General features: G+C 43.5%; 9 protein-coding genes, 16 tRNA genes and 2 rRNA genes. 1 reads left to right on the top strand and 26 read right to left on the bottom strand.

Going from position 1 to position 12,137, the window contains the following annotated elements; all coding sequences use genetic code 11:
• Positions 1 to 26 precede the first annotated feature (26 nt).
• The 6 genes from N8M93_RS05680 to N8M93_RS05705 all read right to left on the bottom strand — a co-directional run bounded on the left by N8M93_RS05680 (position 27) and on the right by N8M93_RS05705 (position 6,683).
• The gene (locus N8M93_RS05680) at positions 27 to 590 is read right to left on the bottom strand and encodes a YufK family protein (RefSeq protein WP_261130256.1); all 564 of its coding nucleotides are present in this window, start codon (positions 588 to 590) and stop codon (positions 27 to 29) included.
• 400 nt (positions 591 to 990) lie between these two features.
• Positions 991 to 1,461: a tRNA (uridine(34)/cytosine(34)/5-carboxymethylaminomethyluridine(34)-2'-O)-methyltransferase TrmL gene (gene trmL / locus N8M93_RS05685; protein ID WP_261130257.1), complete on the bottom strand. Its 471-nt coding sequence runs from the start codon at positions 1,459 to 1,461 to the stop codon at positions 991 to 993.
• Between the two features lie 299 nt (positions 1,462 to 1,760).
• Positions 1,761 to 2,654: an amidase domain-containing protein gene (locus N8M93_RS05690; RefSeq protein WP_261130258.1), complete on the bottom strand. Its 894-nt coding sequence runs from the start codon at positions 2,652 to 2,654 to the stop codon at positions 1,761 to 1,763.
• A 547-nt stretch (positions 2,655 to 3,201) separates the two neighbouring features.
• On the bottom strand, positions 3,202 to 3,735 hold the full coding sequence (locus N8M93_RS05695) for a methylated-DNA--[protein]-cysteine S-methyltransferase (RefSeq protein ID WP_261130259.1): 534 nt from the start codon (positions 3,733 to 3,735) through the stop codon (positions 3,202 to 3,204).
• A gap of 57 nt (positions 3,736 to 3,792) precedes the next feature.
• Entirely contained in the window at positions 3,793 to 4,938 is a 1,146-nt protein-coding gene (gene queG / locus N8M93_RS05700) for a tRNA epoxyqueuosine(34) reductase QueG (protein ID WP_261130260.1), read from the bottom strand.
• A 38-nt stretch (positions 4,939 to 4,976) separates the two neighbouring features.
• Positions 4,977 to 6,683, bottom strand: a complete 1,707-nt coding sequence (locus tag N8M93_RS05705; RefSeq protein ID WP_261130261.1) for an ABC-ATPase domain-containing protein — start codon at positions 6,681 to 6,683, stop codon at positions 4,977 to 4,979.
• Positions 6,684 to 6,764: 81 nt separating this feature from the next.
• Between N8M93_RS05705 and N8M93_RS05710 the strand changes: the two genes are divergently transcribed.
• Positions 6,765 to 7,430 carry a B3/4 domain-containing protein gene (locus N8M93_RS05710; RefSeq protein ID WP_261130262.1) on the top strand — a complete coding sequence of 222 codons (666 nt, stop codon included), beginning with the start codon at positions 6,765 to 6,767 and terminating at the stop codon, positions 7,428 to 7,430.
• A 387-nt stretch (positions 7,431 to 7,817) separates the two neighbouring features.
• Here the strand turns inward: N8M93_RS05710 and N8M93_RS05715 are convergent, their stop codons facing one another.
• The 20 genes from N8M93_RS05715 to N8M93_RS05810 all read right to left on the bottom strand — a co-directional run.
• Positions 7,818 to 7,982 (bottom strand): YqaE/Pmp3 family membrane protein, encoded by a 165-nt coding sequence (locus tag N8M93_RS05715; protein WP_221568785.1) that lies wholly within the window; start codon positions 7,980 to 7,982, stop codon positions 7,818 to 7,820.
• A 177-nt stretch (positions 7,983 to 8,159) separates the two neighbouring features.
• Positions 8,160 to 9,005 (bottom strand): phytanoyl-CoA dioxygenase family protein, encoded by an 846-nt coding sequence (locus N8M93_RS05720; protein WP_261130263.1) that lies wholly within the window; start codon positions 9,003 to 9,005, stop codon positions 8,160 to 8,162.
• Positions 9,006 to 9,734: 729 nt separating this feature from the next.
• Positions 9,735 to 9,819 (bottom strand) — tRNA-Leu (locus N8M93_RS05725).
• A 28-nt stretch (positions 9,820 to 9,847) separates the two neighbouring features.
• Positions 9,848 to 9,936, bottom strand: a tRNA-Leu gene (locus N8M93_RS05730).
• Positions 9,937 to 9,948: 12 nt separating this feature from the next.
• A tRNA-Cys gene (locus N8M93_RS05735) sits at positions 9,949 to 10,023 on the bottom strand.
• Between the two features lie 69 nt (positions 10,024 to 10,092).
• Positions 10,093 to 10,167, bottom strand: a tRNA-Gly gene (locus tag N8M93_RS05740).
• 5 nt (positions 10,168 to 10,172) lie between these two features.
• Positions 10,173 to 10,247 (bottom strand) — tRNA-Gln (locus N8M93_RS05745).
• 7 nt (positions 10,248 to 10,254) lie between these two features.
• A tRNA-His gene (locus N8M93_RS05750) sits at positions 10,255 to 10,330 on the bottom strand.
• Positions 10,331 to 10,357: 27 nt separating this feature from the next.
• A tRNA-Trp gene (locus tag N8M93_RS05755) sits at positions 10,358 to 10,431 on the bottom strand.
• Between the two features lie 3 nt (positions 10,432 to 10,434).
• Positions 10,435 to 10,519 (bottom strand) — tRNA-Tyr (locus tag N8M93_RS05760).
• Positions 10,520 to 10,608: 89 nt separating this feature from the next.
• Positions 10,609 to 10,684: transfer RNA gene (locus N8M93_RS05765), tRNA-Thr, on the bottom strand.
• Between the two features lie 4 nt (positions 10,685 to 10,688).
• Positions 10,689 to 10,764, bottom strand: a tRNA-Phe gene (locus N8M93_RS05770).
• 149 nt (positions 10,765 to 10,913) lie between these two features.
• Positions 10,914 to 10,989 (bottom strand) — tRNA-Asp (locus tag N8M93_RS05775).
• A 230-nt stretch (positions 10,990 to 11,219) separates the two neighbouring features.
• Positions 11,220 to 11,296: transfer RNA gene (locus N8M93_RS05780), tRNA-Met, on the bottom strand.
• Positions 11,297 to 11,315: 19 nt separating this feature from the next.
• Positions 11,316 to 11,391: transfer RNA gene (locus tag N8M93_RS05785), tRNA-Val, on the bottom strand.
• 9 nt (positions 11,392 to 11,400) lie between these two features.
• Positions 11,401 to 11,475: transfer RNA gene (locus N8M93_RS05790), tRNA-Glu, on the bottom strand.
• Between the two features lie 31 nt (positions 11,476 to 11,506).
• Positions 11,507 to 11,599, bottom strand: a tRNA-Ser gene (locus tag N8M93_RS05795).
• Position 11,600: 1 nt separating this feature from the next.
• Positions 11,601 to 11,675, bottom strand: a tRNA-Asn gene (locus N8M93_RS05800).
• Positions 11,676 to 11,687: 12 nt separating this feature from the next.
• A 5S ribosomal RNA gene (gene rrf / locus N8M93_RS05805) occupies positions 11,688 to 11,803 on the bottom strand.
• Positions 11,804 to 11,954: 151 nt separating this feature from the next.
• Positions 11,955 to 12,137: ribosomal RNA gene (locus N8M93_RS05810) — 23S ribosomal RNA — on the bottom strand; the annotation flags it as partial.

The raw sequence follows: 12,137 nt of genomic DNA on the forward strand, positions 1-12,137 counted from the left end.
CTGCCTCCAAACAGGCAGCTTTTTCATTATGCTGACATGATTCCAGACATCAGCGCTTTATAAACTTTTAAAACTGAATAAGTGACACCTGTCGAAAAGCTCACCCAAAAAAACAAATGCATGAAGACGAGCCCGAACATCCCGGCAATCGATAGCGTATTACTCGCTTTAAAAACGAAGTAAAAGAAATAAATGAAACAGGAAAGCAAAAAGATGATTGGCAGCAAGGTCGAAGTCTGAACGACAACAATGGAGCAAAGACTCCCTATCAAAAATATCGAACTGCCTCCACGGATTCTCTTCAATGTATCCCCTTCACTTTCTTTTGAAAAGAAAAAAAGTGAGAGCTCGACAAGTGTATCGGAAATCAACTTGAGTGCGGCAAACAACATGAAGAACAACAATGCACAAACGAACCAGAGAGCCACCTGCACCTGACCAATTGAAAACAACTCCGTCATCCCCCGGTATATGCCAAGCCGCTCCAGCTGCCCGATCAATAGAACCTGCGAGTAAAACCCGAAAGATGCACTGAACAAGATGATCGCAAATAACGGAAAATACCCGGTCAAATATGTATTTTTCCCCAACATGACATTCCCCTAATTTTTTCTAGTAGCTCTCTCTATTATTACATTTTCGTCACAGTTTTTCATACACATTTATGTGAAATTTGCTATAATGGGATGTATGAATGGATATACTATGCTCTAAAGGAGGATGTCATATGAGCTTTATCCTCATTTTAGCTGTAATTTTAGCCTTTTTGGTATCTATTTTTACTGCTGGATATAACGATCGTCCAGGTACAAAAAAATAAGGTGGTATCTACATACCACGAAAAAACGACTGAACGATTCAGTCGTTTTTTATTTTCCGTTTGAGGAGATAATTCCTTACTGGATTACAATTGGAAACATGCGAGACTCTTGCGGAAATCAAGCTAAGCGGGATATTTCCATTTGTATAAAAACAGCAAATAGCCTTTCATCATCTCAAATGCAGATAATCCTGCTGCCTCAACGCTTCATATACGAGAATCGCCGCTGTGTTTGAAAGGTTCAAAGAACGGACATTCTCGTTCATTGGAATTCGTAAACACCGCTCTTTATTTTTCTCTATGACCTCATCCGGAAGCCCGTCCGTCTCACGTCCAAACACAAAATAGTAGTTCACTTCCGGTTTGTTGTATTCGAAGGAGGTGTGCGGTTTTTCACCATATTTCGTCAGGAAAAAATATTCCCCTTCTGTTTGCTCGAAAAATTCATCTATCGAATCATAATAAACGATATTCACATACTGCCAGTAATCCAATCCTGCTCTCTTCAGCATCTTATCATCTGTTGAAAACCCAAGAGGACGGATCAGATGAAGTGTCGTATCTGTTGCAGCACAGGTTCTTGCGATATTCCCGGTGTTAGCTGGAATTTCGGGTTGGAAAAGCACGATATGTACAGCCAAATCAATTCACCTCTATATGCACTAAACTAAAAATCCTATCTATTATAGCATGTCCAACCCGCTTCGAAAATCGCCAACTACATTGAGTGTCTTTTACCGGACATCAGAACCTCTATTTGTGACAAAAAAGCGTATTCCAGCATTTTAACGGACACCGGAGACGCTATATGGGAGAAATCAGCTATTTTACGATGAATCACCCTAAATAAGAGCGCTGGTGTCCGTTAAGTTCCAAATCATATCGAATTGGGCTAAATAAGGACTCCTGTGTCCGCTAAAAAATAAATAGACGGATGCTTTTATCCGTCTATGATCCGAAAGAATTTATATTTGATTTCCGGAGTGTATGCAGTAGAGTCGGTATAGTCCCAATAGCGCATCCGGCTGTTATGTGTATGGGCATTCACCAACGGCATGCCCTGTTCATCCTTTGCGACGACAATCGTATTGTGCTGCCATCTTCCGTCACCATTGAAGTCATAACAGATGACATCACCTGGGACCAAATATTCTGGTGAAGGCAACTCCTGACCACGCAGCCCCTGCTTTGAACCGCTCAAGTGCCACCTCAACGTATTGGCAACCGTCCAACTGTAGCTCCAATTGTTGTTTCTGAACCACCAGCCTTTGGAACGATTCGGATACCCTCTCATCGGTGCCCCGCCTGCATGCAAGCACTGTGAAATGAAATTCGTACAATCATTCTCGAACAATTTATAGGCTGGGTTATGTGAATTCCACCATCGTTCTGCATATTTCACCGCTTCAAGCCGATTGTATTGATAACGGGGCATCGACATCACTTCTTCATCACGCTCGACCGAAGGCAAATTAGTGTCATGAAGCCCCTCTTTTTCTAAAGAGTGATCAAGCTCGATTTCGTTATTTTTTATCAACGCTTTCCGTCTTTCGATGGCTTCCTCCACATAAAAGTTGGAAGGCTGTTTGATTAGATATGATCGTTTTATCAGGTACTTGACCTCTTCAGTCTTGGCGTCGACAGAATTCCGTTCAAGAATTTTCGCTTTTACTTGAGCATTGACGATTACTGCATTCCTTGACTTGAGACTTTTTGTACGCCGTAGTAAAGCTTCACGCTCCAGAGTGCTGATACGGCTATCCCTTATCCGGTCTGTGGTGAAGGAGGCATTCTGTTCTTCGATAAATTTTTGCAAAGAAATGAGCCAATCCATTAATACAACCCCCTCAGTCATTCTCCTTTCATGTCTATGTTGGATCAATAAAAAAAGAACCTTAGAAAAGAGGTGGGCCCTAACCTACGAAATACACATCATCCTTTAACCAAGGCATAAAGAAAATTTGGCACAGCCAGGCTTAGCGTAGGCTGTGCCTTAGTTGCTCTTGAAATTCGTTGATTTCCGCTCCAGGAAGCTCGTGTTCCGCGGGGCGTGCGGTGAGCCCACTTGTCGCCTTGCGACCCTTTTCAAGGAAGCATTTGTGCTCCTGCGTCTACAAGAAAGTCCTGTCGAAGCGAGCTTCCTCGTCGCATGCCTTGCGAGGAGATTATTCAGGTAGTAGGCACGCTGATCCCGCAGGAAAAGGAAAGCTCCAACAGCGTTACATCGCACTAAGAAAATGTGATTTTCATTTTCGAGGAGTCTCGCACCTTGCTCAATCAACTTGCACAAGGTGATTTTTTTTACAATCTTTTGGAAAAGAAGCTACATAAAATAAAAAACCTACTTCAGAATGAGTAGGTTATCCATTAAACGCTATTGATTATGAACAGATCTGTGACGGTTGTTGTTCTAAATCCAACAATACTTCTTTCTTATCAAGTCCCCCGCCATAACCAACGAGAGCCCCGTTGCTTCCAATCACACGGTGACAAGGTATGACAATTGGAAGAGGGTTCTTATTGTTTGCACTTCCAACAGCTCTGACAGACTTAGGCGATCCGATCATCGTCGCGACATCCTTATACGAATAGGTTTCGCCATAAGGAATTTTTCTAAGTCCTTCCCAGACTTTACGCTGGAACGGGGTGCCAAATAGTTCAATCGGAAAATCAAAATCCCTGCGCTGATGCAGGAAATATTCCTCGATCTGCTTCATATAAGGGCCAAAAGACTCCTGGTGATGAAAAAGCTCAGCCTTCAAAGATTGTTTCTTCAACCAAGCTTTGATAAGAGGAAGATTCTCCTCGGCAGACCCAAAATCAATGCGACATAAACCATTTTCAGTTTTTAATAACGTAAGTGGACCGATTGCACTGTCCATTTCCCCATATTGTACACTGATTGTCGTCTCCATCTTATCCCTTCTTTTACCCTTTTGCATTATCATACTGAACGCAAAATAATAAAACCATCACGATTTGACGCCATTATCGATCATATCAAGTCCTCTATTTATTTCAGCTAGTACATTCTCCTCATTTTCTCTCTCTTTCGCCGATTTAAGCACGTACTCTGCTTCAGACCCTCCGATTTTTCCGAGTGCCCATGCTGCAGTCCCTCGAATCACAGGACGAGGGTCTTCATTAAGGACATGCACCAGTTCCGGAATAGCTGTATCATCTTTAAAATTACCTAAGGCGATGATGGCATTTCGCTGAATCGGTTTCTTCCCTCTCCAAGAACCAGATACCGGACCGAATTTCTCTTTGAATTCCCGGTTACTGATTGTCAGTAAAGGTTTCAATTTTGGTTTTGCGACTTCCGGGTCAGGCTCCATATCAGGATGTTGATGAAAGTCTTTTCCTTTGTTTTCAGGGCAAACCTGCTGACAAGTATCACATCCATAAAGTCTGTTTCCGAGCTTTTCACGGTACCGTTCTGGAAGAAATCCTTTCGTCTGTGTCAGAAAAGCAATACACTTAGTCGAATCCAATTGGCCGCCTGTTACAAGAGCACCAGTCGGACACGCATCAACACACTTATTACACGTACCACATTGATCTGTCATCGGTTGATCAGGTTCAAATGCAATCGTCGTAATCAATTCGCCTAGATAAACATAGGAGCCAAACTCAGGTGTGATGGTTGCACAGTTCTTCCCGCTCCAACCGATCCCAGCACGCTCAGCAACTGCACGATCCGATAATTCACCAGTATCGACCATCGACAAGACTCTCGCTTCTGGTTCTTGTTCAAGAATATATTGTTCCAGCTGTTTCATCTTTTCACGCAATACATCATGGTAATCTTTCCCCCATGAAGCACGGCAAAAAATCCCTCGTCGCTCTTCCTTTGTGCTTCTCGGTGCATCCTTCATTTTTGAAGGATAGGCGAGCGCAATCGATATGATCGATTTTGCTTTGGGGAGCAATAGTTCTGGATGTGTTCGTTTCTCAATGTCCTGTTCTTCAAATCCAGATTGAAACCCGTTCTCTTGCTGTGTTCTTAGCCGCTCCTTCAATTCAGTGAACGGATCAGCTGTTGTAAAGCCTATTTTATCGATTCCGATTGATTTACTATATGCAATGACCTTTTCTTTCAACTGGGCACCTGTCATGGTTTGACCCCCTTTCTTTAAAATCTCTTAGGAACCAGCTACTGACGTATAGCTAGCGTCCTCAATCTATTCAATGCTGAAGCTAATTCTAACATACGCGGCCTCGCCAAGTCACCAGGATGCTGATTGGGAAAGTCTGTAAAAGAAGCAAGCCCTTTTTCATTCAACTGGGTTTCAATCCGCTCCAAAAGGTCGGCTACCGAAAGCGATCCTAACCATTTCTTTTTCTCTACAAAATGAAGGATTTCAGCAATCGCTCTCGTCTGGCTTGCATCAGTCACCTGCTCAACAAAATCGATTTTGATATCAGTCGTACCGTACTGGATCGTATGAAGTCCTCTTGCCGCCACCTTCGATCGTTTCCCTTTCCTGCTATCGAGACTGGATGCTTGGGGCTTCCTTGACTGAACTTCCCCAAAGCGCTCTCCACCTTCCCTTTTTCGATTGGAAATCGAGTTACTGGCGATGTCTTTTGCTTCACTTGTAACGTCGAATGGGCGGTATTGATCCATTAAAATCACCGTATCCGCTACATCAAAATAATCACCAGAACCACCCATGACGACCAATGTGGAAACTTCATGTTCTTCATAAAGCTGCTTCACTTTATCAATAAATGGTGTGATCGGTTCTTTATCCTTTGATACAAGCTGCTGCATCCGTTCATCCCTGATCATGAAGTTTGTCGCACTTGTATCTTCATCTATCAACAATGCACTAGCCCCAGCCTCCATGGATTCAATAATCGTAGCCGCCTGTGACGTACTACCGCTTGCATCCTCTGAAGTGAATTGAGTTGTTGTTTTTCCATATGGTAAGTTTTGAATGAACGGAAAAATATCCACACTCGTGATTTTACGTCCATCTTCTGCACGTACTTTCATTGCATTCGGATCTGTTAAAACGAACTCACGACCGTCTCCGCTGATATGATCGTAAATTCCCTTCTCAATCGCCTCAAGCAACGTACTCTTGCCATGATACCCACCGCCGACGACGAGAGTGATGCCTTTCTGGACCCCCATCCCTTGAATCGGTTCTTTTCTGTGCGGCACAGGTATCGAGACATTTAAGGACTCTGGTGTTTCAAATGCGATCACATCATCCGAGCGTAGTGGACGGTCATTGATCCCACTCTCCCTCGGTAGAATCGATCCTTCAGCTATAAACGCAACGAGATTGTTTCCTTTCATAAACTCGCGGATCGCATCTTGTTGATCGCACAATTCGATCGCTTCTACAACAGTATCGTCTTTTAATGAGAAAATCGAGTCATCTAGAATTTGTGGGATGATCGTAAACAACATCTTTTCTGCCTGTCTTCCAAGTACTTTCCTTCCTCTTGCTGGTAGTCCGATTGAAAGACAGATGATGACCGCATTTGCCGTCAACCCGACAGCAGTGCGTTGCAACACTTCCTGGGCAGGGCGATCGATGGTTATGACTCCACTTTTACCCGAACCGCCTGCACGCGTCTCCTGATTCCGGATCGCACTCCCTACACTTCGAGCAATCGTATCTTCAACTCTAACCTTACGGGAAGACGTCGATTCCCAATCTTCCCTTAAAATTGTTTTCGATTTTGGCACCTCTAACCTGAGCTTAGATGGGGCTGCAAAAGGATCTCCCTGCACGTGATCGATATGGAGGGTAAAGTCATCAAATCGATATTTCCCCCGGATATCCTTATACGCTTTATAGCCCTTACCGTCAATCCGTTTCAGAATGTCTCTCAGCTTGTCCATAAACGTAAGCACTCCTTTTTCAGTTGCAAAATCTATTATGGTACACTATGGTAAAATACATAAGTTCTTGAGGTGATCAGTATGAAAATATCCATCTCTGATAAATTGAAGAAGCTTGTCCCCGATTTTAAAGTCGGGATCATCCAATACTATGATATCACGGTTGATGAATCACCTAAAATGTTAGCTGGCCGCCTGCAGTTATTCCAGGAATCACTGATGCTTGAAGCAGAAACAAAGCCTATTTCAAAGATTGAACCTATCCAAGAATGGCGGAGTCTGTTTAAGAAAGTCGGAACTGATCCTTCGCGATACCGCCCATCCTCAGAAGCACTTCTCCGCCGGGTTTATAAAGGTTCCCAGCTGGGCTCGATCCACTCTGCAGTCGATACGAATAACTTCTTCTCCCTACAGTACCAAATTCCGCTCGGCGTCTATGATCAATCACATGTCGTTGGAGATGTGAAAATTGATATCGGTTCAGATGATGATGTGTATGAAGGAATCAATGGCCGAGACGTCAATATGGGAGGTAAGATCCTGACCAGGGATGATAAAGGTGCTTTTGGAAGTCCGATCGTTGATTCGAAACGGACAATGGTGACTGAAAAGACGAAACAAGCCCTTCATATCGTCTATTTTCAACCTTCTTTATCACAGGAGCACGCAACTGAAATGCTCCTGGCCATCAAAAAAATGTTCATCCAAATCCATGGCGGAACAGCAGAAGTGGATATCATCAAATAAGAGGAAACCTTAAAATCAACTAAGTTCTTTAACGGACCCGATAAAAAACTTGGCAAAGCCAAGCTTTAGGCGTAGGCTGAGCCATTAGATCCTCGAAAAAGTAAATGGGTTTCCTTCGTACGGAGTTTTGCTTCCGAAACCACCCGCTTGTGCACTTATATTTTCTTTAAGTGGATATAAAAAACGCAACACCCCGTTTCCGAAAAACGAAGCACTGCGTTAGACATGTTTTATTCATTATAAGTACAACTGCATGAAATTATGTACAAAACCTCCTATAAAGGAGGTTTGTTTTTTCACATTTGAAGAAAGTATAATATACTTTCTTCAAATAAGGGCAACTAAGGCTCGACCTTCAGATAGCTTGGCCTAGCCAAGTTTTCTTTATCACGCGATACTTTCTGCGCTTCCCTTATTTACAACCAATAATGCATGAACTGCTCCAGGTATCCACGCGATGATTGTAAGTATGACATTAATCAACGTTTGTGATTTGCTACCATGTAGAAATACAGCAAGAGGTGGAAGCAAAACAGCTAATAGATAACGCATTATTTCTACCTCCTTATCTGTTGTACTTCTAGAGATACCCGCCTAAGGACAAGTGTAAACAAGTAAAATGTTTACAGTAAAAGCAATTACTATATATACCCTCCGTGGGGAGTTGGTAACAAAAGAAAAAGCCAGGAACAAATTTGTTCATTCCCGACTTTTTACTTATAGTTTGTTTTAGTATTGTACCAATTGATACTCACGCTTAACCGGGGAACCAATTTTCTCATTGCGTAAGAGACGTTTTGCTTTTTCGGAAAGATTATCATATGTCTCTTGCGGTATTGAAATGCTCCCATTTTGTGGCGCATTAGCTGCAGATTTATAAATCAGTGCGATGTTAGTTCTAGGCTGTTCGGAGTGATTTGGTGTACCCCGATGCCACATCCTATCATCCCTGATCATGATAGACCCTGCTGGCATCAATGCCTTGAAAGAATGCATATGTTCTGCAAGCTTAGATTTGTCGTAAGCATTAGGCCCATACCAGTTGTCAGGGTGTAAATGCGTCCCTCCCGGCCATACTTCCATTGGTCCATTGTTTTCAGTTACGTCAACAAGTGGGAAGTTGACAACCAAATTAATAATAGGCAGGTTTACCTCACATCTATCACCATATCTCGAACCAGTATCAGCATGAACGTCTTGCGGAGTTTTCCCTCCTTGAACTGAGGTATTCGTATGGAAATAGTTTAGAACACAATCATCGCCTAATATCTGATCTACTACATCTGTTACGAATGGATGAGCAATGATTGATTCATCACAAAATGGTTCCTCGAATGGTAAGTCCATACCTACATGGTTTGTGCCATTATGGAAACCATCGTCAGGATTGAGATCACGGTTCTTCATATAAGACTCTAAATTCTCTCCAAATTTGTTATTTAAGTTTTCTACTTGTTCTTTAGGAAGTACCCCTTCAAATAGTACATACCCGTTAGTTTTTATCAAATTAACAGCTAACTCCACAGTCTCCGGTAGCAGTTTCCCAGCAGCAGTTTCTTTTGCACTTATTCTCATTTAATTTCCACCATCCATTTAATTTTTGTATGCTCCTTAACAACTCATACATAAAACTCTTTCTGTAGTTTAAAAATCCGTAAACCATACAAGTCATGCCTCTACACTTCTAAAGTATATAACTCTTGATGAATGGACTAAGACTCACCTCTTTTTTTATGTTGATAGTAGCACAATAGAAATAATGATACTATCAACAATTCATAATAGTTTGTATATTTCATCAATTAAGTTTGGAGTGATGTTCTATATACTGATTGTTGAAGGATTATCATGATAACAAATCAGCAATGAAGCTTTAGTACATGTAGATGTTCCGAAACATTCGTTTATGTTTGGGTTTTGGGTATTATTAGGTTAGTGTAATAAAATGAGTTCCTGGCAAGAACGGAAGCATCTGTTTGGATGAATCCAATACTGTTGTTGGGGATGATCTTCATATACAATATACAACCGCGAATTTTAACTGGCATGAACCAATGAACTTTATGCATCTTCTTCTAAGTATCAGAAAGCTATTTGGTCGTACTTCATTCACATTCTCTGCACATAATGGATGGGTACACCCATCCCCAATGTGGTGACACAATCAGTGCACAAGATTTGAAGTAAATTTGTCGTGTGAATATCATTTATTCAAAACAACAAAAAACGCTTTCCTACAAACTGTAGAAAAACGTTTTATACGTTGATATCACTTAATTCTTCTGTAATTGATAGTAATAAAAATGGTACCGGTGGTCGGGGTCGAACCGACACTCCGTGAGGAACACGATTTTGAGTCGTGCGCGTCTGCCAATTCCGCCACACCGGCATGTGTCTAATATAACATATTTAATTAATGGTGCCGAGGGCCGGACTTGAACCGGCACGGTAGTCACCTACCGCAGGATTTTAAGTCCTGTGTGTCTGCCAATTCCACCACCCCGGCTGGGTAGTTAGATGGAGGCGGCACCCGGATTCGAACCGGGGGATAAGGGTTTTGCAGACCCGTGCCTTACCACTTGGCTATGCCGCCATACTTCATTTGTATGCTTGATACGAAAATGGAGTACTATTTTCGGCAGTTCATTGTTATTAAAATGAATGGAGCGGAAGACGGGATTCGAACCCGCGACCCCCACCTTGGCAAGGTGGTGTTCTACCACTGAACTACTTCCGCGAAAATGGCTGGGCTAGCTGGATTCGAACCAACGCATGACGGAGTCAAAGTCCGTTGCCTTACCGCTTGGCTATAGCCCAACGCATATGGGGCGACTGATGGGAATCGAACCCACGAATGCCGGAACCACAATCCGGTGCGTTAACCACTTCGCCACAATCGCCATAATACAATTTTTAGAAATATAAATTGGCAGGGGTAGTAGGAATCGAACCCACACTGGAGGTTTTGGAGACCTCTGTTCTACCGTTAAACTATACCCCTAAATGGTGGAGGGGGACGGATTCGAACCGCCGAACCCGGAGGGAGCGGATTTACAGTCCGCCGCGTTTAGCCACTTCGCTACCCCTCCAAAAGAGACAATTTATATTTTAGTACAGTTTACAAAGTGATTCAAGACCTAATTTCAGGAATTAGAACCAACCTTTGCTAAATGCAAAATGGTGCTGGCCAGAGGACTTGAACCCCCAACCTACTGATTACAAGTCAGTTGCTCTACCAATTGAGCTAGGCCAGCAACATGGTGGCTCGAGACGGAATCGAACCGCCGACACGAGGATTTTCAGTCCTCTGCTCTACCGACTGAGCTATCGAGCCATGAAGTTAAATATAAAGTCCGTCGGTTCCCCTGTCCCTTTCTCTACAAGTTAATGCTGACGCTTCTTGCTGCGTCGGGACAACTCGCTGATCATTCAACGATGAACCGCTCGTGACTGAGCTATAGAGCCAAAATGTATTTTTCAAAATGGCGGACCCGACCGGATTCGAACCGGCGATCTCCTGCGTGACAGGCAGGCATGTTAACCCCTACACCACGGGTCCAGCACTAATTATTTTGGTTGTACCCCTTCGGGTACTCCATATGTTCATTGAAAATAAGATATCTCGACGTTGGACAATGAACTTAATTTGGTTGCACCACAGGCACCACGATCTAAAACTAGCTTTGTTGATTAATCGACGTAGTAAGTTTTAAATTGGTTGCACCCCTTCGGGTACTCCATATGTTCATTGAAAATAAGATATCTCGACGTTGGACAATGAACTTAATTTGGTTGCGGGGATAGGATTTGAACCTACGACCTTCGGGTTATGAGCCCGACGAGCTACCAGACTGCTCCACCCCGCGACGATAAAAGTATATGATATGGTGGAGGATGACGGGATCGAACCGCCGACCCCCTGCTTGTAAGGCAGGTGCTCTCCCAGCTGAGCTAATCCTCCATATGAGAATGGTGACCCCTACGGGATTCGAACCCGTGTTACCGCCGTGAAAGGGCGGTGTCTTAACCACTTGACCAAGGGGCCGATAAAATTATGTATTACAGATAGTATCTTATGGCGGAGAGCGAGGGATTCGAACCCTCGGTACGGGTTTAAACCGCACACACGATTTCCAATCGTGCTCCTTCGACCTCTCGGACAGCTCTCCGTGGCTCCACAGGCAGGACTCGAACCTGCGACCGATCGGTTAACAGCCGATAGCTCTACCACTGAGCTACTGTGGATCGAAATAATTAGCCCGGCGACGTCCTACTCTCACAGGGGGAAGCCCCCAATTACCATTGGCGCTGAAGAGCTTAACTTCCGTGTTCGGCATGGGAACGGGTGTGACCTCTTCGCCGTCGTCACCAAGCTTTACTACTTGGATATTCATCTTTGTTAGCTTGCGCCGAGGAAGCATACGACAGAGCGTTGCTCGTCAGACGCAGGCGCAGACTCTTTTAAAGGAACCATTCCTTCAAAACTAGATAATGTCTTTCTTGAAAACATCTTCGATGTAAAATGTGGTTAAGTCCTCGATCGATTAGTATCTGTCAGCTCCACGTGTCGCCACGCTTCCACACCAGACCTATCAACCTCATCATCTCTGAGGGATCTTACTCGCTTGACGCGATGGGAAATCTCATCTTGAGGGGGGCTTCATGCTTAGATGCTTTCAGCACTTATCCCGTCCACACGTAGCTACC

The organism is Bacillus sp. Marseille-Q3570 (assembly GCF_946151055.1).
Taxonomy (GTDB): Bacteria; Bacillota; Bacilli; order Bacillales; family Fictibacillaceae; genus Pseudalkalibacillus.